The organism is Pseudomonas sp. EA_5y_Pfl2_R50 (genome assembly GCF_963970475.1).
In the GTDB taxonomy this organism is placed as follows: domain Bacteria; phylum Pseudomonadota; class Gammaproteobacteria; order Pseudomonadales; family Pseudomonadaceae; genus Aquipseudomonas.
Window position 1 is genome coordinate 131,075 of sequence record NZ_CAXAPT010000003.1, and the last position, 26,338, is coordinate 157,412.

Below are 26,338 nucleotides of genomic sequence, written 5' to 3' on the forward strand. Positions count from 1 at the left end.
GGATATCACTCTTCTTCAGAGCCTTCGGCGCGCCAGTAGCCGACGGCTTTAATCAGTTGCTCGTCCAGCCCATGCTCATCAATCAGCACTCGGCGGATCTGTCGTGAAACTTTGGTCTCTGTGGCCACCCACGCATACAGATTGCCCTTGGGCACCTGCACCTGCTTAACCGTGCTCAGCAGGTTGTCCTTGCCCCCCTCGCGCAACACCCAGATCACATTGACCTGCGCCGCGCTCTCCAGCACTTGCTGTTCGGCACCGTTTTCCACTTCGATCACCACCAGCGCCCTGCGGTTGGCCGCGAGTCCTTCGAGACGACGGGCGATGGCGGGCAGGGCGGTTTCGTCGCCGATCAGCAGGTAGCTGTCGAAGATGTCCGGGACGATCATCGATCCGCGCGGCCCGCCGATGTGCAGGATCTGGCCGACGGTGGCTTGTTCCGCCCAGGTCGAGGCAGGGCCGTCGCCGTGCAGGACGAAATCGATGTCCAGTTCGAGCGTGTCCAGGTCATAGCGGCGCGGCGTGTAGTCGCGCATCTCGGGCATCAGCCCATTGCTCTTGCCGGCACCGAGTTCCATGGTTTCCAGCGCAGCGGCTTGCTCGGCGTTCTGCGGGAACAGCAGTTTGACGTGGTCGTCCGTGCCGAGGCTGATGAACCCGGCCAGCTCTGGCCCGCCAAGGGTGATGCGGCGCATGCGCGGAGTCAGGTCGACCACGCGCAGAACCTCCAGCTTGCGGCGTTTGATTTCGTGCATCACGCGGTGAATGGTTTGGGTATCGACTGCAGTCATTCGGCTTTCTCCTGGGCAGATGGAACGGCAGGGCCGTCGACGATGGCTTTGGCGGTGTCATTGAGCAGGTCACGCACGCGCAGGATTTCGTCGGCGCTCCAGCGGCCGTGATGCATCTGCAAAGCGTGGCGCAGGTTGTGCACCGCTTCGTGAATTTCTGGCGGCCGATCATGGCCGCGCAACGAGCGCTTGCTGACGTCGATGCGCATGCGCACGCCATCCAGCGCTACCGCTTGTTCGCTTAATGACAAACGACCGGCATCAGTGACGCTGTAGCGTTTTTTGCCGCCCTCGGCGTCACCGGCGATCAGCTCGCTTTCTTCGAGAAAGGTCAGGGTCGGATAGATCACGCCGGGGCTGGGGCTGTAGGCGCCGTCGAACATCCCTTCGATCTGGCGGATCAGGTCATAGCCGTGGCACGGCTGTTCGGCGATCAGCGCCAACAGCAGCAATTTCAGGTCGCCGGGGGCGAACACTCGTGGACCACGCCCGCCGCGTTCGCGACCGGGACGGCGATCAAGGCCGTCGCCGTGGGCAGGGTGATGAGGGTGGGGCGGATGATGGTCTCTCATGGTTCCTTCTCTCTGTCCTGTTTAGATACAACTTAAGATATATCTTATCGATTGAGCAAGGCCTTCTGACGGGTGGTCGAGCGGTGTCTGGCGTGACATCGAGTCGACGAATGACACGCATTGATCCGCAAATGGGGGTTTTCAATACCTCGGCAATCGCGCAGATTAGTGCTAACTCTCTAAACTAACGATCCGCTCCTTATTTGTGGGAAGTGTGGTACATGTCTGACGGAAGTTGCTATGTTAGTTGTGGCCTGCTCGGTCACTTATTTGGCGTCTTGTAGTCTGGCTCTTACAGTCGCTCAGGGAATTTATTAAATAACGCGGTTTTTTCTCTCTGCGGTAATGGCCTGCGGGCTACACACTTGTGGGAACTTTCCGGCTTACTTTTAAGAGCGTTTGCTTGATCATCTTTCGGCGTTACACATTGCGCTGAAGCACTACCGCTGATAACGGTTCTGCGTCAGTACAAACATTAATGCGAAATCTTTTATTCAAAACAGGTATTGGAAGATGCTCAAGCAAATCGCCCTTGCTACAACAATGACAGCCCTCGCTATGAATTCGGTGTCAGTGTTTGCCATTGATCATGTGATTCAGATGACGGCTACAGTTCCAGAAAATCACTATTATGTGGAACCCGTCGACAAGACCTGGCTCGGGAAACCAGTGGAGCTGATCTTTCGCAATGATTTGTCTGACCCTGATTTTGTCAAAATGGTTAAGCAGTTCGATACCAAACATACAGATCCGAAAGGCTCTATTCACACAAGTTTGTTGAATGAGGCTTTTCTGTATGACGGTACGAATAAAATTGACGTTGAAATCAAGTTTGGCAACAAGGTGCTGAATACCGTGCCCCAAGAGACGGTCGGCGGCACTGAATCCGTCGGTGGTAAACGCGTGGACATGGTAATTGCTCCGCAGAAGCCAACGGGTGGTTATAAAGCCGGAGCCTATACCGGTACTTTCACCATGGTGCACGAGGCAGTGTTGGCTCCTTGATGTTGTTCATGCGATAGACAAGAGTCGAATTTTGTCTTTAGTTGCGGGCGGCAGACTTTGCTGCCCCAACTTTTAATGAATCAAGTTTTTCACAAGAGTATGCCTTTCATGTCCACGATGTTATCCATCGCGGCTGTGCTCGCGCTGTTTTTTTGCGCCGTCGCAGTGGCAGCGCCTGCTGCCTCAAGTATTACGCCACGGAGTTTGTTGGCCCAGGCAGAGGGGCTGCCAGCGGACTTCGAGGAGCACTTTTTTGATGTGCCGCTGGCCGTCAGGGTTGAGCGTAACCAGCAACTCTTGGGAGAGGCGATGGTGACGCTGACACGTGACGATCGCCTCACGCTTGTAGCGTTCACTGATGTTGGCGAGAGCACAATCAAGCCTAGCGAACGCGAGATCTGGGAGAGCTATTTAAAGCAGGGAGTTGCGCTGGGGGACTGTTCTCGCCAGTGTCCTGAACAATTGCTTGCGGTGCATTACAGTCTGCAGAACTCACTGGTTTCGATTCTCACCGAACAGGCTGAACGCGACGATCAACCCCCCCGTTTTTATACACTTCCCGAGGGCGGCAGTACCGGCCTGATCTTGCGCAACCAGGTCAATCTCAATGGTGGGCAAAATCAGGATCTGGGTGGTCGCTATGGCCTTGAAGCCAGCAGTAGCCTGGGCAACTGGACGCAAGCCGTCAACCTCCAGCTGTCCCGACTGGGCGGCCTGGACAACCAGATATATCACTCGGTGAATGAGCTTTATACCCAGCGCGAACTGGATGGCAATTTTCTGCGTTTGGGTCTTTTTACCCCCTCGTCCGAGGGCCTGACCCGGCAACCGCGCACATTCGGTAGCAGTCCCGACACGGCATTTGGCGTGATGTATGGCAGCTCCGACAGTCTGGCCATCAACCAACCGACGCCGGCGGTCTATCCGATTTATGTCACCGCCAATCGACAGGCTTCGGTCGAGATTTACCGCGACGGCCTGCTGATCAATACCCAGGCAATGGCGGCCGGGCTGCAAACCCTCGATACCCGGCCACTGCCGGGGGGGATCTATGAGGTGGAAGTACGCCTGATCGAAGACGGCCAGGTGACTTCCAGCACCCAGGAGCTGGTCTACAAGCCCGCCAATTGGCGCAATCATGACCTGCCTTGGCGCTATAACCTGTTCGCCGGTCGTGAATCGAAAATGCTCAGCAACTGGGACGAGCAGGACGACGGCGCAATGACGGCCGGCGCGGCGGCCAATTATCTGTTGCACCCGCGTGCCGTTTTGGGCCTGAGTGCGCGGCAGGTGCGTGATGCCTTGCAATATGGCACGTCAGTCGATTGGGCCATCGCCAACAACGCCAGTCTCTACGCCAACATTTATGAGACCCAGGATTACGGCACCGGCCTCGATGTGCAGGGGTTGTACAACTATGGCGGTGGCAGCATGGTCGTCAGCCATAACCGCAGTTGGCTCGACACGACCCGGCTGTATGACACCCTGCCGGATGGCACTCGGGTGCGACAGCGCAATACGTATGTTGGCCAGACCAGCAACTCCTCGCTCTCGGTCACTCAGCGACTCACCAGCAAAAGTTCGATCAATGCCCGTGTGTCCTACAGCGAGGGCAATACCGAAGGCATGGCTGTGGACATGGGGTGGACGCAACGCACCCGACTGCTTGGCAGCGATGCCAACTGGCGTTTGTCAGTCTTCGACCGGCCGGGCAGTTACAGCGCTGGCGATGACCGCAACCGTGGCGTCGACCTGAGCGTCAGCATCGCCCTTGGCGGACCCGGTGAACAGATTTCCGGCAGCATCGGCACCCGCACCGCCCGTGACGGCGGCAGGGATAACAACGCGTCGCTGACGTACCGCAAGGATTTGCAGGGCCACGTGCTGCAAAGCGTATCGGCCACGGCAATCGCCGATACCTACGGGGTCGGTTTAAGCACCATGGCCACGATGCAGTCGGATCTGGTCAGCGGCGACGGTTTCATCCAGCGCTCGTCCTTCAATGACGACATTACCGGCGGCCTGAACCTCGACAGCACGATTGCCATCGGCGCCCAAAAAATGGTCATGACCAGCCAGTACGACCGCAACGGCGCCGGCATGATCATCGATGTGGAGTCGGACATCGACGGTATCGCCCTGCGCGCCGACGATTTAAGCGGGGGCAGTGCGGCCCTTCGACCGGGCCGCAATTTCGTGCCGATCACGGCTTACAGGAGCAGCTCGGTCAGTTTCGATTTCGAGGGCAATCACGTTCCCGCCGCGACTATCCAGCCCGCCCGGTCCAATTACCACTTGAACAAGGGTGGAGTGGATTACCGCAAGGTACGGGTGATGAGAACCGTCACCGTGCTCGGTCGCCTGATCAACCCGCAAGGCAAGCCGCTGAAGGGTCACCACATCATCAATCACGCCAGCCGTGGAGTCAGTGAAGTGGACGGGTTTTTCTCCATGGAGATGAATGCCGACTCACCGACTCTGGAGGTGCGCTCCGGCAATCAGTTGCTCTGTCAGTTCCGCCTCGACCCGGCCAATGCGCGTGTTGAAAACGATGTGCTGATGATCGGCGATCTGCGTTGCTCGCCCGAGACATTGGCCGAAAACGCACCCTTGAGCCTCCCTGCTGCCGGTTAAATTCGAGACTAAATCATGCAAACTTTCGGTAAATCCATTCGCTGCGCAGGGGGGCTTGGCCTGGCCCTGTTGTTCAGTGCTTCGGCAGCGGGAATGACCCAGGAAATCACCGCGCGATTTCGCCCGGACCCTGGCAATCCAATGGTCAACAAATTCGAGAACACCACGCCGATCAGTTCGATTTGCAACGATCACATTCCGGCTCGTTGCAAGGCGTTGAATATTTTCAGCCTCAGGGAAAATGCGTTTGAAGCATTCGCCAATGCACCGATCGAGGCGAACCATGAATCTGAACGGCAAGGGTTTATGGTCAAGGTGCCGTCCACCTGGCGACCGCTGGACGTGGTGCATACCAAGACCGGAGAAACCAAAAGAGTCGAGATGCGCGTTGCCGGGGTCGGCGGACTCTGGTTCATTCCTCGATTTCCGGGCGTATCAGCCTGGTTACAGCCGGGGGTTAGCTATTGGGGCTCGCAATGGCGCAATGCGCCGAGTCCTTGCCAAAGCACCAACCATTTGGCGGCGGGCGTTAACTTCGCTTCATTTTTCTGGCTGACGCCAGACGGCGCGGGCCCCTGCAGTCGCAAGCCTTCGGAGACACTCGCGACGTTGCGTTTTGCCACGCTGGAATACGCTTATGAACTGAAGACGCCTGATCCCCTGGGCATGTCCACGGGACAGTACGTCGGCAGCATCACGTATTCGGTGGGTCCCGGCGGGGATTATGATTTCGGTGATGTGATCATTCCCACGGACAACAGCATCACTTTTAACTTCACCCTCGATGTAGAGCATGCGCTGAAGGTAGAAATCCCGCCTGGTGGCCATCGAATCGAACTGCTGCCTCAAGGTGGCTGGCAAGCCTGGTTGAATCAGGGCCGTAAACCGGTGCGGTTGTTCCGCGACCAGACCTTTAATGTTTCGGCGTCCTCTCGATTCAAGATGCAACTGGAGTGTCAGTACGCGACCTCGAACACTTGCGCTTTGCGCGATGCCGAATCGGGGCGTTTTGTCCCCCTCAATATCAGCGTGAGCTTGCCCCATGGCTTGGGGGACGCTTCAGGTGCGCCAGTCAGCCGGCAACCATTACTCCTTGATGGCAGCGGCACCGAACTGTTCCAGCCGACCTTCTACGTCGATCGCAAGCCAGGGACTTTGCACTTCGAAATTACCAAAGAAAACGTCGACCAGATGTTGGAGGAGGGCGTGGCCAAAACCTATTCCGGCGCTGTGACCGTCATCTGGGATTCCGAGATTTAAACCTCAGGGCATTCAATTTTAAGGAGTTCATTTCATGAAACGTATATTGGCATTTTTGGGCTTGGCTGCTTTTTCCCACGGCCTGCTGGCGGGGCCGCAGATCAATGTCGGCGTGGTTTACGATTATCTGGATGGCGATAAAAGTACCTTCCTCAAACGCGTGTTCAACGGTGGTGGCAGCACGGCCTTCGTCAAGATCAGTATCCTCGAGATTCTCTACGATGCCGACGGCACCTCCCGTGAGGTGCCACTCGTCAGCCAGGCCGACGGCACGGCGCGAGACGGGTTGATGGCCAGCCCGGCGCGTTTGATCGTGCCGGCCAACAGCATGCAGGGTTCGCGTTTTCTGTACATGGGCGAGCGAGACAAGGAGCGCTATTTTCGGGTGCGTTTCATACCGGTAGTCCCTGAGAAAGAAGATGAGTTCGCGGTGTCGGCCGAAGAACGCGAGGCGTACAAAAAGAACCTCTCCGCTGGCGTCAACGTACTCGCCGGATACGGCACGTTGTTCTTTGTGCGGCCCAAGAACACACGCTTTGACAGCGTGATCGAAAACCAACCCGACCAATACCGGATTCTCAACAACGGCAACAGTGTGGTGGTCATCGATGAGTTTAAGGATTGCTCAATCAGCAATGAGCAGGACTGCCAGCCGACGACCAAGCATCACATTCTGGCTGGCCGGGCTTTCGAGCTCCAGAAGCAGGCGGGGCGCCACTATCAATTCAAACTGGTTGAAGGCAATCAAAAGAAATCCCTGGACGTGAAGGGCTAGGCGGAACGGTGAACAGGGGTATTTTTTTGCAGATTGATTTTCATGTGCGCAATGGAGTGCAAGGGACAGGTAAGGACCATGTGTATAAAAGGTATGAGTGCCACGCTGCTCTGTATTCTGGCTGCATTCAGTGTGGGGGTGTCAGCGCTGGTCGAACGTGAGACGTTTGATGTTTCAGTGAGCATTCCAGTCTCGGAGTTTTATGTATTACCGGTAGACCCCGGCTGGATGGGCCTCGAGCAGAAGCTTGAATGGGATATCGTGACCTCCGAGCTCAGCCCGCTGCGAAAACATTTCGATGTGAAGAACAGCGCGGGCGGCGTTGCGGCTCGATTGAACGCACAGCCCTATATCAGCAATGGCCGGGACAGCGAAAACATCGCGCTGGATGTCCGCTTCAATAAAATAAAGTTGACCGTGAACAATGCTGAGGTCATCTCGGCAATCGACGGCAAGGCGGGTAAACGCGCGGAGTTGATGATCGCCGCCGTCAAGCCGGCGATCGGTTACAAACCCGGCGCGTATTACGGCAGCGTTCACCTGATCTTCGAGGCCGTAGCCCCATGAGGGGACACCCCTGAAGGCTTTGGTGCCTTCAGGGGCATTTGCTCAGGCGTTTAAATGTCGGCCCTGCGCATGGCCTCGCGGGTTAGCTGCCGCGACAATTCCTTCTCTTCGTCGACCAGATCGATAAGCACCCGCTCATAGATGGCGTCGCTCATTGGCTGGTCGGCATAGACCACGCTGTTCGGCACCGGCAGATCGTTGGCGAGTTTGCTCAACCGACTGCGCAAAGCGACGTTACGCACGCCAGAGGCATCAAGCCATTCGCGCTGGGTGCTACGCAACGTCTCCAGTTTGTCGAACAGGTTCAGGTAACGCTGCTTGTTGGAAGCCAGACGCGATGGATAGCGTTGCTCCAGATGGGTTTGCCAGAACTCCTGTTCCAGCATTTCGTTGACCAGACCATCGCCTTCACCCAGTGCCAGCACCGTGTCGTAGGCTTGATCGATCATCGTGTCGGTGACGCCCGAAACTGCGCGATAGAGCATGCCTTCCGACTGCCAGGGCAGCCCCAGGCGCTGCGCCAGTCCCGTCTGGTAAGCCAGATAGACTTCGACTTCATCAGGATTGCCGTCACGGCTGGCGACATCCGCCCGGGCGATCTCGTTGACCTGTTTGAGCCGCGCCGCGCCTTTAGCCAGGGTCACCAGTTTTTGTTCCAGCTCTTTCCCGTCGATGGAGTATGCATAGGCTTCGGAGGCGAGCACATTGATGCCCATCTGGTTGAACAACTGTGCACCGGCATCGGCGCAGTCCACCGGTGCCACCACCATGTTGAACAGTTTTTCGCGCAATTGGCTGTCGTGGTGCACCGCATCGAGCATGCGCCAGACCCGTTGCATCAGTTGCTCGCGGGCCGCGCCGCCGGCCCGGTAGTCAGCGAAGTCCCGCACGTCGAGCAGGGCGGTCATGAACGGCTCTGCGTCAGGTTCGTGCAGCAGCTCCGACCATGGCGTCTCCCGGTCGACACCCCAGCCCGGCACGTCACTCCAGTAGTCGGCACCGTAGGCCGAGATGATTGACGTATGGGGCTCTGGTGCGGCGGGGATGATTGGTTCGGGGGGCAGCTCCATCGCGCGACGATGAGCCTGATAGCGCACCTGGTTGACCTCCGACAGCGCGGCGACATCCAGTCGCGTGCGCGCCACCAGCCATTGGGCGTCGGATTTTTCCACCACGTCCGGCAACTGCCCGAGCGGATTGCCGCGAAGATCCAGAAGCAAACCGCGGGGGCGGGGTTTGCTCAGGATGCCTGTGGGCCATTGCGTGAGCCCGGTGTTTTTCAAGGCGACTACTTTGAGCCGGGGCATGCGCGACAGGTCGGGCGAAAGCCCCAGCGGGTTGTCGTCCATTTTCAGCACTTCAAGGCGCGTCAGGCTGCTCAGCCGCTTGACGGCCGCGTCATCCAGTACGATGTGGTTGTTGCTCAGACGCAAGCGTTCGAGGCGACGCAGGGTGACGCCGATATGCGCGGGCAACGCCGTCAGTTCGCAGTATTTGGCGCTGAGTTCGACCAGATTCGGAAAGTCTTTCAACACACCGAGTTCATCGGCGGAAAACCGCGCCTTGTCGAGCTTGAGTATCGTGACTTTGTCGAGAAATTTCTTCAGGACCGGGCGCTTGGACCACCAGGTTTCCAGGTCAATGGAAAGCAGCTCCCGGGACAGATCCAGGGCGTAGACGGAAGGGTCGCTGCGCACGCCCAGGTCTCTGTTCTTGCGTTCGAAGCAGTCGAGCAAGCGTTCGAAGATGTGCTGACCACCGTCGCGAAAGCGCGCATTGCCCGAGCCCCAGCCATCCACTTGCTGATCGCGCCAGCGATGGACGATCTTGCGCAATTCTGCCAGATCCTTTTCCTGGGCCTCGATGGCTTTGAGCGGTTCGCCCTGCTCCGTCAGGGCATCGGCGAAGGCGTTGACTGCTCGCTCGCTGAAATGTGGATACAAATCGCCAATACGCTCGTGCAAGGTGGCGCCGTCGCGACTCAAGCCACCCCCGCGCACCAACAGCAAATCATCGTGCTGGGCAACCCGACGAATCGGGGGTTCTGCCAGCACGGTGCGACGTTCGCTTGGGGGCATGGTTTTGGCGAGAATCCATTCTTTGAGGCGCTCGGATTCCCCGGTGCCATAGCCCATGACGCTGCGGCCCTGATGTTCGGCAGCCTGCAGGATCGCTTCGTACAGACCGCAGGCGTCATGCAGCAACTGATCATCGCCATCGCGTACTTCGTAGCTGTCGTCGGCGATGCGCACCAGCACCCGATGCCGTTCGGCTGACTCGGGGCCGGCCGAGCAGCGCAACTCGCCCTTGAAGCTGCCGTCACGGATGTCGATCCGCAGTGCGCCGAAGGTGTCGCTGTTACGCCGCAAGGTGCCGAGGAGCAGGCGCTCGCTGTCGATGTTGCTCAGCGCTTCACGGTGCAGTCCCTGAACGGCCCTGACCGATTGCATCTCGAACTGCAGCTCGCGGGCGGTGGTTTTCAAGCGCAACGGCACTTTGCGGCGCTGGGTGATCTGTTGCAGTTCCAGCGGTCGCGCCTGAGCAATGACGCGTTCGGCGAGAACCGTGGTCAATTGCGGGCAATCGACCAGCAGTTGTTCCACGGCGGGCGTGTTGGTCGCCGCCGCTTCGCTCGGCGCGGGATGGCTGCCCAGCCGCTCAAGGGTGTCGACCAGCAGCGGAGGGGGCGGAGCATTCTCTACATGCATGCGTCGCAGGACGTTTTCGTCGGTGCCGGTCAGCTGGCGCACCTGCTCCAGTTGCCCGTCGGTGAAACCGTCGGTGGCGTGGCTAACCCGGCGCATCAGTTTCGGTCCCTGCCACTGTCGCGGGGTTTCCGTTTCGCAGACCCAGGCACCCCGGGTGTTGTGCTTGAGTGTTGGCGAGTACGCTTCGGGGCGTTTGGGATGGCGGACCCGGTGTTCATCGGTTACCGGGTCCTTGGTCACTTCAAATACCTGTTGGTCTACACGCAGCAAGCGTTTCTCGCCGTGCGTATGCAACCCCTGGGCATCGGGTCGGCTGTGCGACGGCAGCACCGACTCAGGCTGGCTATAAGCGCTGAGGTCAGGGTTCCACAGACGGGTCTGGCCGTCTGCCACTTTTACCGGTTTCAAGCCTTCGAAGAAGGGCGACAGCTTCTCCAGCGCGAGATTACCCAGGGTCGTGCCAGCCGCGAACGCCCCCAGTTGCACCACGCTCTCCAGCACACTGATGGTCTGCTCGCCGGCTTCGGCCAAGCGGCCTTCGGCGAGATCGACGATGCCTTCGATCACCTCATCGGTCAGTTGATAGGCGGTGTACGCGAGCATCAGGGTGCCCAGCCCGGGCACGAACGGCGTGGCCACCAGCAACGCGACATTCAGGATGTCCGAAAGCATTTTTTCCAGGTTGTCCCACCAGGCCCAGCGCGCCATGCGGTCGGCATACTCGGTGGAAATGGCGAGCTCCCGACCGTCGTTGAGGATCTTGTTCAGCTTCTTCTTGTAGAGGTATTTCCACAGATCCCCGGTGAAGCGGGTCTGGCGATCGTCCTCGATTTTCGACAGACGAAACTGCAGGTTGGGGTTGTCCACCGCCCATTCGCGCCAGGTCGGCAAACTTGAGCCGGCGGGCACCGGTTGCCATTTGACCTTGCTCAGTCGCTCGTTCAGCCGGGCAAAGAAATACCCCCGCTGCTGGTGTGCAACGAACTGGCTGAAGAACTGTTGATAGGAGCCTGTCGACTGGTTGTCACGCAGTTGGCGGGACAGTTCGTTCATCAACGCCAGCGCCGTCGGGTATTGCTTGAGCGGGTGCTCAGGGTCATGCGGCACGTAAGCGATCACCGGAACGGCGTGGTCGGCGGAGAGCAGGTCGGCGGCAATCACGACGATGCCCGACAGCGAAGTGTCCATCATGCTCAGCGTGTGATAACGCACAGGCCGGTCATGCCACAGTACCTGGGCGCGGTCCTCGATCATGCCCTGAATCACGTCGAAGCCGCGCTGGTCGATGTCCTTTTTCAGCAACGCCATGCGCGCGGCAGTACGCAAGGCCTGCTTTTCGCTCTCGACGACCTTGATGCGCAGATAGTTGCTGGCCACATGGTTTTTCGACAGCACGAACTCGTGCAAGTGACGCTGGTAACTGGCGCCGATATTCAGTTCGCGGCACAACGCCTGGAACTGCTTGATGCTGAGCTTGGCCTTGAGCGGCTTGACCTGGAAATGTCCTCGAGCGTCGGGACGGGTGATGAACTCCGAGTCGGCGCTGAACGATTCGTCGCTGGAAAAATTGTGCAGGGCGGCGTCGAGCAGCGACACCGTGCGGCTGCGTTTGCCCGAGGCAAAATCGCGTGTCCACCATGACGTGTTGGCTGGCATGTACAACCGCACCCAGGTCGCTTCGACGTCATCCTCGACACCGAAGCGGTCCTTCAAGGCCTTTTGCAGCAAGGGTCTGGCGAAGCTGTAGACATCCTGAAGTTTGCTCAGGGCGCGGTCGACATCATTCTGGGTGCTCCAGGTCTTTCGGATTTCGCCCTTCAGTTGGGCGTGGGCGCTTGCCGCGGCCTGGCGGTGCCAGTCGGGCAGGGTCAGCTTGACGCCTTTCAATGCGCTGACCCGGGTGGGCGACGTTTTCAGCAGCCAGTCCGGCAGGGCTTTTTTGATGAGCTCGTAATGGACACTTTTTTCGGCCGAGGCAGACGTTGTCTGCGCCGTCGGTTCCACTGTCACAGGGGGATTGGGCATGGTCTGATCGTCCGTTGATCAAGAATGGAGCGACCAGACTAGGCAAACGCATTGCCCGAAAAAAGCGCAAAAAACCGTTGGAAACACGGCGGCTTTGTGCAGTGAAGCGCCCACATTTCAACGGTAAAAAATACAGGAATACCACCCGTTCTTTTACAGCTGTGCCGTGACCTTCTCCGTCGGTTGGCACATCGTGTGAGCACCAGGTTGCAGATACGGCGACAGGATCGGTGCCATGCCCTTGAGCACCTGCACCGGCAGCGCCGAGGTGAATTTGAAGTTTTCCGCCGAGCGCCCGGGGACGAACGCGGTCAGCGTGCCAAAGTGGTTGCCGCCGATATAGAACACAAAGGTCGCGGTACGGTTGATCGACTTGGAGCTGAGGATACGGCCGCCGGAGCCGATGGCTTCGATGCGGTTGTCGCCGGTGCCGGTCTTGCCGCCCATGACCAATGGCGTGCCGTCGGCGGTTTTGAAACTGCCGGAAACCCGTTTCGCGGTGCCAGAGTCGACCACTTGCGAAAGGGCTTCGCGCAGGGCGGTAGCGACCTGCGAAGGCATCACCCGCTTGCCGACGTGCGGGTCGTTGGTCAGGCGGGTTTCGTAAGGGGTGCCGGCGGCAAAGTGCACGCTGTCGATGCGCAATGTCGGCATGCGCACACCGTCGTTGAGAATGGTGCCGATCAGCTCGGCCAGAGCCGCAGGGCGGTCGCCGGAACTGCCGATGGCGGTGGCCAGCGACGGCACCAGATGGTCGAACGGATAACCCACTTTCTGCCAGCGCTGGTGAATATCGAGGAACGCTTCGATCTCCAGCATGGTGCGGATACGACTGTCCCGCGCGCGCTTGTGTTTGCTCTTGAACAACCAGCTGTAGACTTCCTGGCGTTCGAACTGACTGGCCTTGACGATCTGGCTGAAGGTCGCGTCCGGGTGGTGCAGCAGGTAGCCCATCATCCACAGGTCCAGTGGGTGAACCTTGGCGATGAAACCTTGATCCGGCAAATCAAAGCGACCCGGACCATAGGCATCGTAGAGTCGGATCAGGCGATCATCGGTGAGTTTTTCGTTGAGCCTGGTGCCCTTGAGGTGCGCGCGCACGAAAGTATTGAAGTCTTCCTGAGTGGCGTCCGGCAACAGGTAACGGTGTACGGCGGCCATGCGGATCGGCGTCGGGCGCATGCTGTCGAGGAAGGTATCGAGGCGCGCCGGGGTGTCCTTGTTCCTGTACTTCTTCCAGAACTTGAGCAGGAACGAAGTGCCCTCACGGTCGGCAAACGAGGCCAGGTATTCCTGACGCCGCGGGTCGCGATCATCCTTGAGCAGTTCGGCGCTGCTATTGGGGCCCGAGTAGGTGACGTAGCGCACCACATCGCGCATCAGGCGAATGAACGGCAGGTTGATCGACTCGCGCAGGGCGTCACGCAGGGTCGGCAGGCGGCCGTTGTCTTCCTTGCGAAAGTTTTGAAACACATGCAAACCGCCGCCTGTGAAAAACGCCTCGCCAGGGCTGGCGGAGTATTTGCGGTCGAGCGCAGCGCCGAGCATATTCGACAGGTCGCGATCCTTGTTCTGCACCAGATAATCGATGACCCACCGGCTCAGGCGATCCTGATCGGGAACATCGACTTTCTTCAGTTCCGGCACGGTCATGCCGGCATATTTGTCGTGCAGTTCGGCAATGATCTGCAGATACGTGGTGAGTACGCGCATTTTTGCCGTGGAGCCGAGTTCGAGTTTGCTGCCTTCGTTGATGTCGAACGGCTGATCGGTGCTGTCGGTCTGGATACGCACCCGCGAGCCGTCCGGGGTCAGCTCGAAGAGGGTGAAGCTGTAGCGCACCTGAGTGGTACTGGTGGGCGTGAGCAGACGTTCACCCATCAAACCGATTTCGGCGGCGAAGGCCGGGTCGGCAAGTTTTTTCAGGTATTCGGTGGCTTGGGCCTGCAGGTCGCCTTGCAGGGTGCTGGTGGCTGACAGGTCGAGGCGGTCGAGATCGTACAGCGGGCGATTGAGCATCGTCGCCAGGCGGCTGCGGGTGACACTGATGCCCTTGTTGGTTTCAATCGGCTGGATCGTCGGTTGCGTCTGCCAGTCGCGGTAACTGACCTTGGCGCTCAGCGCGGCATCGGCCAATGCGCTGTCGATCACGCCATTGTGCCTGAGCAGACGCAGATGGCTGTCGGTGAGGTCAGAGAGTTCTTCGCGCCCCTTGGTCAGGTAATGCGAAGGGCGGCGCTGGGCGATCATCAGCGAGAGCATTTCACGCAGGGCTACGCCTTTGTCGGCCATGGTTTTCGGGTCGGTGGCGGTACTGTTCAGTTGCTCGTTGGCCCGGTTGAAATCACTGCCGTACCAGACCCGCAAACCTTCGGCCATGCCATGCACTTCGCCATGCCCCGGTACGGCGGACAGCGGCACACTGTTGAGGTAATCGCGCACGATGTTCTGCCGCGCCGTCAGGGTTTGCGGGCCGCCCTGATAAGCGCGCACGCTGGCGGACATCATCTGCCGCAATTTTTCGGCGCCGGACACGGTCAAGCCGTCGGGCGAGTGACGGTATTTTTCCAGCTGCGTGGCGAGGGTACTGCCGCCGGCCGATTGCCCCGGCAGATGCAGCAGTTTGGCCACCTGCGACCACGCCGCCATGCCGAAGCGTGGCCAGTCCACCGCGGGGTTGGCGAGGGGGTGTTTGGGATCAAGGAGGAAGCGGTTTTCGATGAACAGCAGGCTGCTCACCACCACCGGCGGAATCGCTGCAAAGCTCGAATACAGTTGCTGCGGATAGTTGTACTGGTACAGCGGCGCGGCGCGGCAATCGGTGATGGTCAGGCCGGCCTGGATTTTTTCCGGATAGGGTACGAACATGCCTTTGTCGGTGTAGCTGAGCAGCGCCGGAGAAAAGCGCGTCTGTTGGGTCACGACGTAATTGCGTTTGAGCAGGCGCGGCAGAAATTCATCTAGCGAGCTGTAACCCAGACGCAAGTCGAACGGTCCTTTGCCCGGATAACGAATGGCTTCGCTGGGACCGGGCTCAAGCGTGTAGGTCAGCGACGCGGCGTACTTGCCGAGCTGGCTGGACTGGAAACGCGAGGTGCGCATTTCCTTCATTGCGGCCAGGCCAACCACGACGGCAATAATCACCACCAGTAACCAGAAAGCCTTCCAGCCATGCCGGAGACGGCGTGGTTTTTCAGGGACAGGCGCTTGATCCACACGTTCAGTCGGAACCACGGCTTTACTCGAATCGGTTTGCCACAAAGCGCCCATAGTCGACTGATCCATTCACGCAGATTGATCGGACTTGTCTGAAGCTTAGACGGTGGTTGGCGATGGTGAAAAAATTGTGAATGGCTGGGGAGTGGGTGGCTGAATAAATCGCCTGACCACAGGTTCCCCGCAAGTCTGTCACTGAGTGAATGCCTGAAATTGCAGTGTTAGAGCCTTTGCAGGATCAACAGCGCTCAGCCAAGGGCATGACGACGCACCAATGCTGTGCAATACTCGGCGCCTTTTTTTAGTGACGAATATTCCTACGCTAATAGTGAATGCCTCTCCGCAAACCCGGCTTTTGCCGAGAGTTGTCGCTGAATGTTGTGGTTTATAGAGTGAAAAAACCTGCCAAAGGCTTTTTATACTGCACGCCCCGCTGATCTTGCAGGTTGTCCTGCACGACGCGTCTGCCCACGAGGCTGGCGCGGTTTCATTTCAAGCCAAGGCTTATCGGCCAACGCTTCGACGCTCGGTGGTCATATCCAATAACAAGACGAGGTTGCACCCCATGCCAGTCGGCAATCACCTGCCTCACGGCGACACCGCTCAGGGCGGTCCGCTCAAACGCGAACTCGGCGAACGGCATATTCGCCTGATGGCGCTCGGTGCCTGTATCGGCGTCGGTCTGTTTCTAGGTTCGGCCAAGGCCATCGAAATGGCCGGCCCGGCGATCATGATTTCCTACATCCTTGGCGGTCTGGCGATCCTGGTGATCATGCGCGCCCTTGGCGAAATGGCCGTGCACAACCCGGTGGCCGGCTCGTTCAGCCGTTACGCGCAAGACTATCTGGGCCCCTTGGCGGGCTTCCTCACTGGCTGGAATTACTGGTTTCTGTGGCTGGTGACCTGCGTCGCGGAAATCACCGCGGTGGCCGTGTACATGGGCATCTGGTTCCCCGATGTACCGCGCTGGATCTGGGCGCTAGCGGCACTGGTCAGCATGGGCTCGATCAACCTGATTGCGGTGAAAGCTTTCGGTGAATTCGAGTTCTGGTTCGCCCTGATCAAGATTGTCACCATCATCGCCATGGTCATCGGCGGCGTCGGCATCATCGCCTTCGGTTTCGGCAACGACGGCGTGGCGCTGGGCATTTCCAACCTGTGGGCCCACGGCGGGTTCATGCCCAACGGTGTGACCGGTGTGCTGATGTCCCTGCAGATGGTCATGTTCGCCTACCTCGGTGTCGAGATGATCGGCCTGACTGCCGGTGAAGCCAAGAACCCGCAGAAGACCATTCCCGATGCAATCGGCTCGGTGTTCTGGCGGATTCTGCTGTTCTACGTCGGCGCGCTGTTCGTGATCCTGTCGATCTACCCGTGGAATGAAATCGGCACCCAGGGCAGCCCGTTCGTGATGACCTTCGAACGTCTGGGCATCAAGACCGCCGCCGGCATCATCAACTTCGTGGTGATCACTGCCGCGCTGTCGTCGTGCAACGGCGGAATCTTCAGCACCGGGCGCATGCTCTACAGCCTGGCGCAGAACGGCCAGGCGCCGGCCGGTTTTGCCAAGACCTCGAACAACGGTGTACCGCGTCGTGCGTTGCTGTTGTCGATTGCTGCACTGTTGCTCGGCGTGCTGCTCAACTATCTGGTACCGGAAAAAGTTTTCGTCTGGGTGACGTCGATTGCGACCTTCGGCGCAATCTGGACCTGGGTGATGATCCTCCTGGCGCAACTGAAATTCCGCAAAGGCCTGAGCGCCAGCGAACGTGCCGGCCTCAAATACAAGATGTGGCTGTACCCGGTCAGCTCGTATTTCGCACTGGCTTTTCTGGTGCTGGTGGTCGGCCTGATGGCGTACTTCCCGGACACCCGCGTGGCGCTGTATGTCGGCCCGGCCTTCCTGGTGCTGCTGACGGTGTTGTTCCATGTGTTCAAGCTGCAACCGACCCAAGTGTCGCAAGGTGCGGCGCGTTCGGTTTCGTAAGTTGCAAGCGCTGTAACGACAAAGCCCCGGTCGAAAGATCGGGGCTTTTTTGTTGGCCGCAGAAGAATGGGATTTAGCCGGCGCTTACTGATCGGCGATGACGTTTTCATCGTCATGAACGAGCCACCGCGACTTCGCTCATTACACGGGTAAAAATCGCGACCGCTCGTCTGGACAAGACCGGCACCTGTAATTTCTGACAGTAGACCGCCCCTGTCGCTTGCCTTAGTTTCAAGGTTCGTCAAATGGGGGGTGGCAAGGAGCGGTGATGAAAGGATTCTCTGCGCTGATGGTCATTGGCCTCGCCGATGGCCTGATCCATTGGCAGGTGTTTTTCGTGCTGTGCAGCGCTGTCGGGTTGACTCAGGCGACGAGTAACTTCGCGGCCTACTGCGTGGCTGCCTTGTTCTCGCTTTATGTGAATGCGCTTTATACCTTCGAGACCGGAACCTGTGTTTTCGCCTATCTCTTATTCATGGTGATCATGGGCGGGGTGAGTTTCGCGATGGGGTCATTCGCGGATGCGTTTAACTTGCCCGGTCTGGTCACCGTCGCTTCATTTACTGCGCTCAATCTGCTGATCGGCTACGGTTTTTTCAGGTTCGTGCTGTTGCGCAGGCACCGGTTGTGACCGTCTTGTCTGCCCCCTCTGCGCGCAATGAATATCAACGGTCAGTCTTGCAGGATCGCTTTGCACTGGCGGGCGTCATTGTTCTTGCGTTGTGGGTGCGTTTGCATTCCATCTCGCTGCCGGGAATCTGGTACGACGAGGCTTACAGCTTGCTGTTGGCGCGGCAAACACCTGCTCGAATCTGGGCACTGACGGCAGTGGATGTACATCCGCCGCTTTACTACATCTTTCTGCATTATTGGGTGATGTTTTGGGGGGAAGGGCCATTGCCCGCTCGTTCGTTGAGCGTGTTGGCGGATATCGGCACCCTATTGCTGTGCATCAGATTGATGAGCCTCATCACCACGCGACGAGCCACATGGATTGCAGCTTTGCTGTTGGCGTTGTTGCCGATTTCGGTTCGTTACAGCCAGGAAGTGCGCATGTACACCCTGCTCGGTTTCTGGCTGATGGGGGCGAGCGTGATGTTGGTGTGTTGGGCTCAGGCGCCGCAGCGCAAACGGTTTGCCGTAGCGTATGTATTGCTGATGAGTGCTGCGTTTTACACTCATTACTTCGCTGGGCTTTGCGTTTTGGTGCACTGGTTGTTCTGGTGGAAAAGTTCGGGGGAGTGCAGGGCGTCCATTTCCAGATATCTCTGGTTCAGCGCAAATGCCTGCATAGTGATGTTGTATGTACCCTGGATACCCCATCTGATTGCTCAGTTCTCGGGAACCAAAAGCTGGATTGAGCCTGTTACTGCGCAAGTGGCTCTTGGTCTTGTCTGGCAGTTCATGGTGATGGATGAAGCAGTGCCTGCGTCCTCGGTCTGGCGCCTGTTACCACTGATGTTTCTGGTGGCCTGTGCGATATCGATCATTACGTCGGGCAAAAAAGATGAAAGATTTGCCTGGCTGGTGATTGGCTATTTTTTTGTTCCGGTGATTTCGCTCTTCTTCCTGGCACTGTTCACCCCCATTTTTCTCCCGCGATATTTAGTGTTTGCCTCGCCTGGGATCGCCATGATCATTGCGGCGGCGCTGGATACTGCGCGAGAGCGTTTTGACTCGGCTTTACGCCTGGCGGTCCTGGGCCTGGTTCTGTGCGCTCAATCGTATGGCTTATTCGTGGTCTACCAGCAAACAGATGGATTGAATGGCACAGAGATGCGCAAGAGTCATGGATATCGCGAGCTGGTGACGGCGCTCGCGCGCGAAGTTCAGCCGGGTGACGAAATCATCCTTGATTCACTGATTTCATACCTGCCATTCACTTATTACAACACGACAACCATTCAGCCCAGATTTTACATCCGCTCATCTCTGCAGGACTTTATCGAATCATCCACGCATGGCGGTTATGCCTTGATCCCCGACTCATTGAAGTGGATTTACTTCGATGATTTGGCGGTTTTGCAGTGCGGACGAAGAGTCTGGTGGATTCCATTTGATTCAATAGATAACGTCAGTCAGTTGCGCTCAAAAGGCTGGACGCAAACTCGGGCACTCAAAAACGGGGCGGCGACTGCTTACTTGTTGACCGCTGAATCGAAGTCAGCCTCCGGAGAGGCTGACAATCTTGCAGGGTTCAGGCTACCGCCTGCTCATGGGGCTCGAAACTGTCAGCCCGCGCCATCTGCCACATTCGCGAATAGAACTCGCCATTCACTTCGCCAGTGAGCAGTTCTCCCGGCTTGAGGAACACATGCAACTGCGAGAACAGTTTGATTTCGGTCGCCGACATGCGCCGCACCAGATGCTTGGCCGACAGCTGCGACGGGTGTTCCAGGCCGGCAGCGGCGAGCATTTCCGCCAGCGCCTTGAGCGTGTTGCGGTGGAAATTGAAGACCCGCTGTGCCTTGTCCGGAACCACCAGCGCGCGTTGGCGCAGCGCATCCTGAGTGGCGACGCCGGTCGGGCATTTGTTGGTGTGGCAGCTTTGCGATTGAATGCAGCCGATGGCGAACATGAAGCCGCGCGCCGAGTTGGCCCAGTCGGCGCCGATGGCCAGCACGCTGGCGATGTCGAAGGCGCTGACGATCTTGCCGCTGGCGCCGAGTTTGATCTTGTCGCGCAGGTTGAGACCGACGAGGGTGTTGTGCACGAACAGCAGGCCTTCACGCATCGGCACGCCGATGTGGTCGGTGAATTCCACGGGAGCGGCGCCGGTGCCACCTTCCTTGCCGTCGACCACGATGAAGTCGGGAAGGATGCCGGTTTCCAGCATGGCCTTGGCGATGCCCATGAACTCCCACGGATGGCCGAGGCAGAACTTGAAACCGACCGGTTTGCCGCCGGACAGCTCGCGCAGTTGCTGGATGAACCGCATCATTTCAATCGGTGTGGAAAACGCGCTGTGGCGTGACGGCGACACGCAGTCTTCGCCCATCAGGATGCCGCGGGTGTCGGCGATTTCCTGGGTAACTTTGTGCTTGGGCAGAATCCCGCCGTGGCCCGGTTTGGCGCCTTGGCTCATCTTGATTTCGATCATCCGCACTTGCGGATTCTGCGCTTGAGTCGCGAAACGTTCCGGGTCGAATCGGCCGTCGCTGGTGCGGCAGCCGAAGTAGCCGCTGCCCAGCTCCCAGGTCAGGTCGCCGCCGTGTTCGCGGTGATACGGGCTGATGCTGCCTTCGCCGGTGTCGTGGGCGAAGTTGCCGAGTTTTGCCCCTTGGTTCAGCGCGCGAATGGCGTTGGCACTGAGGGAGCCAAAGCTCATCGCCGAGATGTTGAACACTGACGCCGAATACGGTTGCGTGCACTGCGGGCCGCCGACGGTGACGCGGAAACTGCTCGGGTCACTCAACGGCGCCGGGCGCATCGAGTGGCCGATGAATTCGAAGCCCGACTGATAGACATCAATCAGCGTGCCGAAGGGTTTGTCGGCGGTTTCATTCTTGGCCCGCGAGTACACCAGCGAGCGCTGGGCTCGCGAGAAGGGCAGGGCATCGCTGTCGGATTCGAGCAGGTATTGGCGGATCTCGGGGCGGATGCCTTCGACCAGATAACGGATGTTGCCCAGGATCGGGTAGTTGCGACGCACCGCGTGCGGGCTTTGCAGCAGGTCGAACACACCAAGCAGGCTCAGCGCGCCGGTAATGGCGGTGATGGGCCAGAGCCAGTCATGTTCGAGGAAGGGCAGGCTGGCGAGGGTGAAGATCACGCAGACGGCAAAGAAGGCGTAGCGGCTCAGGAGTGACAGGCTCATACGGTTTCCTTGGGTTCGGACTCGGAATAATCAGCGAAGATATCAGGGATAAACACATTCCCTGCAGGAGTGAGCCTGCTCGCGATAGCGGTATTTCAGCTGCAAATGATTTGACTGACCCGACGCCTTCGCGAGCAGGCTCGCTCCCACAAAAAGCAATTTCACCAAACGGTCAGGCGTTCTGTGCCTGAAGAAAAATCGAAAACAGCTCGGACCGGGATTTCATGTCCAGCTTGCTGTACATGTGTTTCTTATGGACTTTCACGGTTTCTGCGCAGATTTCCAGCTTACGGGCGATTTCCTTACTGGAGCAACCGCTGAGCATCAAGCGCCCGCCATCCAGTGCCCGCGCGGTCAGTTGCACCCGCCAGTCCACCACGGCAGGCGCGGCGGCGCGGGCCACGGTTTCGTTGGTTTCATAGGCTAGCCGCTGGCGCAACAAGCCCAGTACCCAAGGCTGAATCAGCGACAACACGGCGATCTGCTCGCCGCTGAAACGCTGCCGGCTGCCCAGCGAGAGGCACAAGGTACGGTCGCCCTCAAGCTGACAATTGAACTGGATTTCGTCGGCCACCACATCCAGACGAAAGTATCGCTGGTAATACTCGGTCAGCTCGAAATGCTCCGGCGCCACCTGGGACAAGCGGTACAAGCCTGTGCGCGACTGCTCCCGGCAGTCGATGTAGAAGGGGGCGAGCCCCCTATCGGGTTACCCCGGCCGCGTGATTCCCTGGCCGGCTGCTTGCTGCGCATACTGACCCACAGACAGCCACTGCGTGAGTTGCTGATTCCTTTGCGTTGATCCGGATTGCATCGTGCGAGCTGACGCCTTCGCCGAACCCGGCTCTGCCATAGAGCGCCCGCGAAGCCTTTGCTCACGGACGGCAAGCATGTGATCCTTGCCGTTTTCGAGCCAAAGGCCAGCTCTGCATGTCGACGCTTTCCAGGGAAAATAACGCCACGATCCGCATCGCCGCTGCGCTGTTGCTTAACCGCCAGGGCCAGACCCTGTTGGTGCGCAAACGCGCAACCACCGCGTTCATGCAGCCGGGCGGCAAGATCGAAGCGCATGAGTTGGCGGTACATGCACTGGCCCGTGAACTGGAAGAGGAGCTGGGCTTGCGCATTGATCCGGCGCAGGCAACCTTCCTTGGCGAGTTTTGCGCACCGGCGGCCAACGAGCCGGGGTTTGTCGTGCAGGCGCAGATTTTTCAATTGGTCATCGACGCCGACGTGTCACCGGCGGCGGAGATCGAGGAAGTGATCTGGATTGACCCGGGCACTGACAGCGATCTCGTCCTCGCCCCGTTGACACGGGACCTGATCCTGCCGTTCTATCGGGCTTCGCTCAACGAAACCGCCTGATCATCCACGCCAGGGACGCCCGCCATGATCCCCCTTCAAGACCTGCTGATCTTCGCCGCCGCCGCACTCTTGATGGTGCTCACGCCGGGGCCGAACATGATTTATCTGATCTCGCGTTCGATCTGCCAGGGGCGCAAGGCCGGTGTCACCTCGCTGCTGGGCGTGGTCGGCGGATTCTTCGTCCATATGTTTACCGCAGCCGCTGGTTTGACGGCGGTATTTCTCGCAGTGCCGCTGGCCTATGAAGTGCTCAAGTGGGCCGGCGCGCTGTACTTGTCATGGCTGGCCTGGCAAGCGCTGAAACCCGGCGCGCGGTCGCCGTTCGTAGCGCAGCAGTTGCCGCCGGATTCGTCGCGCAAACTGATTACCATGGGTTTTCTCACCAGCGCGCTGAACCCGAAAATCGCCGTGTTCTACCTCTCGGTGTTTCCGCAATTCATCACCCCGGAACACGGCTCGGTGTTCAGCCAAAGCCTGATCCTCGGGCTGACTCAGATCAGCGTCAGTTTCACCGTCAATCTGTTGATTGCGTTGTTCGCGGCGGGCATCGCCTCGTGGTTCGTGCGCAACCCGACGTGGCTGGCGCTGCAGCGCTATTTCATGGGGTTCGTGCTGGCCGGCCTTGCAGTGCGTCTGATGTTTGAACAACGCCGGGCGGCATGAGCATGTGGATTGAACGGCTGGACGCCAGTCACTCCCTGGCCTACCGCGAGCTGATGCTTGAAGCCTACGACCGTCATCCCCAGGCGTTCACTTCCAGCGTGCGCGAGCGGGCGGTGATGCCATTGAGTTGGTGGGAGGCACGCCTGACCAGCAAACTCGATGTGGTGCTGGGCGGGTTCGAGGGCGGCACCTTGGCCGGCATCGTCGGCCTCGCATTCGAATCCCGGGAAAAGGCCCGCCACAAGGTCACGCTGTTTGGCATGTACGTGTCGGCAGATTTTCGTCAGCACGGTTTGGGTTACGAGCTGGTGCAGGCTGCACTGGCTGAAGCGCGAAAACACCCGGTGCTCAAACTCGTTCAGTTGACCGTCACTGCTGGCAATGACGCCGCGATCAATCTGTACCGGCGCTGCGGTTTCATTCAGTTCGGGCTGGAGCCGCTGGCCGTGCGGGTGGGCGAGGACTATTTCGACAAGGTGCACATGTGGCGTGATCTTTCCGTGCCGCAGAACAGGGACAAACCCGCCGGGGCGCCCCCGTCCCGCTGATCCGTCAAGGGTAATCGAGCTCAGGCACGGCGCCGGTGTACAGCGGCAACTCGGGGTCTGGCGCGGGCGCGCTCATGATGCCGCCGCCACTGTCGAGTCGCACCACGTTGATGTTGCGAATCCCGAAATCGTTGCCGAAGCTGCCATCCTGAAAATTGCTGATATACAGGCGTACTGTCCGGGGCTCGGTAATGGTGAACGCTTGCAGAAACAGGTACCAGATGCCGTTTTTCGGCACTTCACGCTTGTCACCACGCCACTGCGCCATGCCCGTGTCCGCGCACAGGATCGGGTTGACTAACTGCGCCTGGGGGCTGTCGGCCACATGGGTGCCCTCGAACGTGAACCGGTACTGCCCGGGTATGCACGCAAAGTCCCGATACAGCACCACCCCGGCAAACCCGGTCGGCGCCCCTTGGTCGGTGAAGTTGAAGAATGCTGTCACCGTTTTGTTGTTCATCCGGAACGCGCGGATGGAGCCGGCACGCGCCCCGGTGTGAAGATTCCAGCCATTGAAGCCGTCCGCCAGTGACGTGTAATGATCTTCCCAGTCTTGCTTGAAGTCGATGAAACGCACTGGCGAGACCGCGCTGTTGCCCAGTTGATCGACGACCCGCGCGCTCACCGGATGGGAACCTTTGCCAATCTCCTGACGTTCGGCTGCGGTCAGCGTGTAAGTGATCGGGTTGGCAGGATGGACGTAGGCAATGGTTTTGCGCCTGGACCCGATGATCAACTCCACATAGTCATATTCGTGCGGGTAGGTGCGGGTGAGGGCAAATGTGGCAGGCTGTGTCGGTTCGATGCTGTCCGGGTGACTGACCGTGATCCCGGAGGCCGGTGAGTGAAACAACAGTTTCAGCACCGGCTGCGATTCTTCGATATTGCCGCTGACCCGGGTCACTTTGTAAGACAGGGTATTGAGGCCGTCTACCAGCCAGCCCCACGGCAGTTCCATTGCCAGGCGATTGTTCTCTTGGCCGGCCTCGATAATCCTGATCACCGACGTCGCTTTGCCATTGGCCCACAATTCAATGGAGTCACCGGCGGCCAGCGTGGTCATGCGACTGAGGAACGGGTCGATCTCCATGCGCAGCCTGGTGGCAGCCGAGTAAATGCTCAGGGGAATACCGCCGTGATAGGCGCCGGCTGGCAGCACGGCGGTTTTCAGCCCGGGAATGATCATCGGCAGTAGCGCCAGCGCTTCCCCGGCCAGGGGTGAGTCGAGATCGTTGCTCATGGTCTTCCCTCCGTTGTGGTGCCTGAACCGTTTGGGTCAGACGCCATCAGAGCGCGCGGGGGGGGAAGTGTCACCTGTCAGATCTGACAGGTGAACACGGTTTCAAGACCAGCGGTCATGCTTCGCGCCCGGGATATGCCCGGGCTGCGCGTCAACGCACCGCGCTGACGCCGTCCAGCGTCGAAAACGATGTGTCCTTGGCCGTTAGAAGGAAGTCGCGCATGTAGGGCGCATCGAGCATGTCGGCGCGAATCGCCGCATACAGCGTGGCGAACAAGCCTTTTTCGCCAAGGCGCTTGGCCTTCACGTAGCCGCGCGAGCTGTACTCATGCAACGCCCAATGTGGCATGCCACAGACGCCACGACCGCTGGCGACCAGTTGCATCATCATCACCGACAGTTCCGAGGTGCGCACTTGCGCCGGCTCAATGTCGGCGGGTTCGAGGAAGCGGGTGAAGATGTCCAGCCGATCCCGTTCCACCGGATATGTGATGAGGGTTTCGGTCAGCAGGTCTTCGGGGACGATGTAGGGTTTGCTCGCCAGGGGATGCTGGTTGGCCACAGCCAGCATGGCTTCGTAGGTGAACAGCGGAACATAGGTGATCCCGGCGATTTCCAGCGGGTCGGACGTCACCACCAGGTCCAGATCACCTCGGGCCAGGGCCGGCAACGGAGCGAAAGCGAAACCCGAGGCGAGGTCGAGTTCTACTTCCGGCCAGGCGTCGCGAAACTGGTCGATGGTCGGCATCAGCCACTGGAAGCAGCTATGGCATTCGATGGCCATGTGCAGGCGCCCGGCGGTGCCGCCGGCGAGTCGGCTGATGTCGCGTTCGGCGGCGCGCAGCAGCGGCAGGGTGGCGTCGGCCAGTTGCAGCAAGCGCAGGCCGGCGCTGGTGAATCGCACCGGTTTGGTCTTGCGCACAAACAATGGCATGCCCATGCGTTCCTCCAGTTCCTTGAACTGGTGGGACAGCGCCGACTGTGTCAGGTGCAGACGGTCGGCGGCATCGACCAGACTGTCGGCTTCGCGCAGGGCATGGAGGGTTTTCAGGTGACGGATTTCAAGCACTGCTGGCCCCATGAGGAAAATTTGTGATCAAGGCTAAAGCAGTGAGTTTGTCTCATGTTGGCAGGGCTGTCGACCCAAGCGCAGGCGGCGCAGCAC

18 protein-coding genes and 1 pseudogene are annotated in these 26,338 nt (G+C 59.1%); 11 read left to right on the forward strand and 8 right to left on the reverse strand.

Annotated features, from left to right (window positions below; translation table 11 throughout):
- Positions 1-5: 5 nt before the first annotated feature.
- Together AACY19_RS06570 and AACY19_RS06575 are read right to left on the reverse strand one after the other, a co-directional pair.
- Positions 6-791 carry a siderophore-interacting protein gene (locus tag AACY19_RS06570; protein WP_339449123.1) on the reverse strand — a complete coding sequence of 262 codons (786 nt, stop codon included), beginning with the start codon at positions 789-791 and terminating at the stop codon, positions 6-8.
- Complete coding sequence (locus tag AACY19_RS06575) at positions 788-1,363, reverse strand: PadR family transcriptional regulator (protein WP_339449125.1); 576 nt, start codon at positions 1,361-1,363, stop codon at positions 788-790. The genes AACY19_RS06570 and AACY19_RS06575 overlap by 4 nt, the downstream gene beginning before the upstream one ends.
- Positions 1,364-1,876: 513 nt before the next feature.
- On the opposite strand from AACY19_RS06575, the gene AACY19_RS06580 reads away from it, so the two are divergent.
- The 5 genes from AACY19_RS06580 to AACY19_RS06600 all read left to right on the forward strand — a co-directional run bounded on the left by AACY19_RS06580 (position 1,877) and on the right by AACY19_RS06600 (position 7,604).
- Complete coding sequence (locus AACY19_RS06580; RefSeq protein ID WP_339449127.1) at positions 1,877-2,368, forward strand: CS1 type fimbrial major subunit; 492 nt, start codon at positions 1,877-1,879, stop codon at positions 2,366-2,368.
- Between the two features lie 108 nt (positions 2,369-2,476).
- Positions 2,477-5,002, forward strand: coding sequence for a TcfC E-set like domain-containing protein (locus AACY19_RS06585; protein WP_339449129.1), 2,526 nt, complete (start codon positions 2,477-2,479; stop codon positions 5,000-5,002).
- Between the two features lie 15 nt (positions 5,003-5,017).
- Positions 5,018-6,262 carry a hypothetical protein gene (locus tag AACY19_RS06590; protein WP_339449131.1) on the forward strand — a complete coding sequence of 415 codons (1,245 nt, stop codon included), beginning with the start codon at positions 5,018-5,020 and terminating at the stop codon, positions 6,260-6,262.
- Positions 6,263-6,296: 34 nt separating this feature from the next.
- The gene (locus tag AACY19_RS06595) at positions 6,297-7,037 is read left to right on the forward strand and encodes a molecular chaperone (RefSeq protein WP_339449133.1); all 741 of its coding nucleotides are present in this window, start codon (positions 6,297-6,299) and stop codon (positions 7,035-7,037) included.
- A 93-nt stretch (positions 7,038-7,130) separates the two neighbouring features.
- Positions 7,131-7,604 carry a CS1 type fimbrial major subunit gene (locus AACY19_RS06600; RefSeq protein ID WP_339449135.1) on the forward strand — a complete coding sequence of 158 codons (474 nt, stop codon included), beginning with the start codon at positions 7,131-7,133 and terminating at the stop codon, positions 7,602-7,604.
- Positions 7,605-7,654: 50 nt separating this feature from the next.
- On the opposite strand, the gene AACY19_RS06605 is transcribed toward AACY19_RS06600, so the two are convergent.
- Positions 7,655-12,337, reverse strand: a complete 4,683-nt coding sequence (locus AACY19_RS06605) for an NEL-type E3 ubiquitin ligase domain-containing protein (RefSeq protein ID WP_339449137.1) — start codon at positions 12,335-12,337, stop codon at positions 7,655-7,657.
- A 153-nt stretch (positions 12,338-12,490) separates the two neighbouring features.
- The gene (locus AACY19_RS06610) at positions 12,491-15,607 is read right to left on the reverse strand and encodes a transglycosylase domain-containing protein (RefSeq protein WP_339449139.1); all 3,117 of its coding nucleotides are present in this window, start codon (positions 15,605-15,607) and stop codon (positions 12,491-12,493) included.
- Positions 15,608-16,118: 511 nt separating this feature from the next.
- On the opposite strand from AACY19_RS06610, the gene AACY19_RS06615 reads away from it, so the two are divergent.
- The 3 genes from AACY19_RS06615 to AACY19_RS06625 all read left to right on the forward strand — a co-directional run bounded on the left by AACY19_RS06615 (position 16,119) and on the right by AACY19_RS06625 (position 19,829).
- Complete coding sequence (locus tag AACY19_RS06615) at positions 16,119-17,540, forward strand: amino acid permease (RefSeq protein ID WP_339449141.1); 1,422 nt, start codon at positions 16,119-16,121, stop codon at positions 17,538-17,540.
- A gap of 289 nt (positions 17,541-17,829) precedes the next feature.
- A complete protein-coding gene (locus tag AACY19_RS06620) occupies positions 17,830-18,171 on the forward strand; it encodes a polysaccharide synthesis protein GtrA (RefSeq protein ID WP_339449144.1) in 342 nt (113 codons plus the stop codon).
- Positions 18,168-19,829, forward strand: a complete 1,662-nt coding sequence (locus AACY19_RS06625) for a glycosyltransferase family 39 protein (protein ID WP_339449146.1) — start codon at positions 18,168-18,170, stop codon at positions 19,827-19,829. The genes AACY19_RS06620 and AACY19_RS06625 overlap by 4 nt, the downstream gene beginning before the upstream one ends.
- On the opposite strand, the gene AACY19_RS06630 is transcribed toward AACY19_RS06625, so the two are convergent.
- Positions 19,738-21,357: an FMN-binding glutamate synthase family protein gene (locus AACY19_RS06630; protein ID WP_339449148.1), complete on the reverse strand. Its 1,620-nt coding sequence runs from the start codon at positions 21,355-21,357 to the stop codon at positions 19,738-19,740. The genes AACY19_RS06625 and AACY19_RS06630 overlap by 92 nt on opposite strands.
- 172 nt (positions 21,358-21,529) lie before the next feature.
- Positions 21,530-22,054: pseudogene (locus tag AACY19_RS06635) on the reverse strand (response regulator transcription factor); the annotation flags it as partial.
- A gap of 233 nt (positions 22,055-22,287) precedes the next feature.
- Between AACY19_RS06635 and AACY19_RS06640 the strand changes: the two are divergent.
- The 3 genes from AACY19_RS06640 to AACY19_RS06650 are packed head-to-tail and all read left to right on the forward strand — an operon-like array spanning position 22,288 to position 23,933.
- Positions 22,288-22,722, forward strand: a complete 435-nt coding sequence (locus tag AACY19_RS06640; RefSeq protein ID WP_339449149.1) for an NUDIX hydrolase — start codon at positions 22,288-22,290, stop codon at positions 22,720-22,722.
- Positions 22,723-22,746: 24 nt separating this feature from the next.
- Positions 22,747-23,385, forward strand: a complete 639-nt coding sequence (locus AACY19_RS06645; protein ID WP_339449150.1) for a LysE family translocator — start codon at positions 22,747-22,749, stop codon at positions 23,383-23,385.
- A 2-nt stretch (positions 23,386-23,387) separates the two neighbouring features.
- Entirely contained in the window at positions 23,388-23,933 is a 546-nt protein-coding gene (locus AACY19_RS06650) for a GNAT family N-acetyltransferase (protein WP_339449613.1), read from the forward strand.
- A gap of 4 nt (positions 23,934-23,937) precedes the next feature.
- Here AACY19_RS06650 and AACY19_RS06655 read toward each other — a convergent pair whose 3' ends face one another.
- Complete coding sequence (locus AACY19_RS06655; RefSeq protein WP_339449151.1) at positions 23,938-25,173, reverse strand: hypothetical protein; 1,236 nt, start codon at positions 25,171-25,173, stop codon at positions 23,938-23,940.
- A gap of 151 nt (positions 25,174-25,324) precedes the next feature.
- On the reverse strand, positions 25,325-26,242 hold the full coding sequence (gene metR, locus AACY19_RS06660) for a transcriptional regulator MetR (RefSeq protein ID WP_025112411.1): 918 nt from the start codon (positions 26,240-26,242) through the stop codon (positions 25,325-25,327).
- Positions 26,243-26,338: the final 96 nt, after the last annotated feature.

Bases quoted from the DNA above. Each gene is read 5' to 3' on its own strand.
- AACY19_RS06615 (WP_339449141.1), top strand. From the start codon at position 16,119: ATGCCAGTCGGCAATCACCTGCCTCACGGCGACACCGCTCAGGGCGGT.
- AACY19_RS06600 (WP_339449135.1), top strand. From the start codon at position 7,131: ATGAGTGCCACGCTGCTCTGTATTCTGGCTGCATTCAGTGTGGGGGTG.
- AACY19_RS06585 (WP_339449129.1), top strand. From the start codon at position 2,477: ATGTCCACGATGTTATCCATCGCGGCTGTGCTCGCGCTGTTTTTTTGC.
- AACY19_RS06595 (WP_339449133.1), top strand. From the start codon at position 6,297: ATGAAACGTATATTGGCATTTTTGGGCTTGGCTGCTTTTTCCCACGGC.
- AACY19_RS06570 (WP_339449123.1), bottom strand. From the start codon at position 791: ATGACTGCAGTCGATACCCAAACCATTCACCGCGTGATGCACGAAATC.
- AACY19_RS06645 (WP_339449150.1), top strand. From the start codon at position 22,747: ATGATCCCCCTTCAAGACCTGCTGATCTTCGCCGCCGCCGCACTCTTG.
- AACY19_RS06620 (WP_339449144.1), top strand. From the start codon at position 17,830: ATGGTCATTGGCCTCGCCGATGGCCTGATCCATTGGCAGGTGTTTTTC.
- AACY19_RS06650 (WP_339449613.1), top strand. From the start codon at position 23,388: ATGTGGATTGAACGGCTGGACGCCAGTCACTCCCTGGCCTACCGCGAG.
- AACY19_RS06640 (WP_339449149.1), top strand. From the start codon at position 22,288: ATGTCGACGCTTTCCAGGGAAAATAACGCCACGATCCGCATCGCCGCT.
- AACY19_RS06575 (WP_339449125.1), bottom strand. From the start codon at position 1,363: ATGAGAGACCATCATCCGCCCCACCCTCATCACCCTGCCCACGGCGAC.
- AACY19_RS06605 (WP_339449137.1), bottom strand. From the start codon at position 12,337: ATGCCCAATCCCCCTGTGACAGTGGAACCGACGGCGCAGACAACGTCT.
- AACY19_RS06655 (WP_339449151.1), bottom strand. From the start codon at position 25,173: ATGAGCAACGATCTCGACTCACCCCTGGCCGGGGAAGCGCTGGCGCTA.
- AACY19_RS06630 (WP_339449148.1), bottom strand. From the start codon at position 21,357: ATGAGCCTGTCACTCCTGAGCCGCTACGCCTTCTTTGCCGTCTGCGTG.
- AACY19_RS06590 (WP_339449131.1), top strand. From the start codon at position 5,018: ATGCAAACTTTCGGTAAATCCATTCGCTGCGCAGGGGGGCTTGGCCTG.
- AACY19_RS06610 (WP_339449139.1), bottom strand. From the start codon at position 15,607: ATGGGCGCTTTGTGGCAAACCGATTCGAGTAAAGCCGTGGTTCCGACT.
- AACY19_RS06580 (WP_339449127.1), top strand. From the start codon at position 1,877: ATGCTCAAGCAAATCGCCCTTGCTACAACAATGACAGCCCTCGCTATG.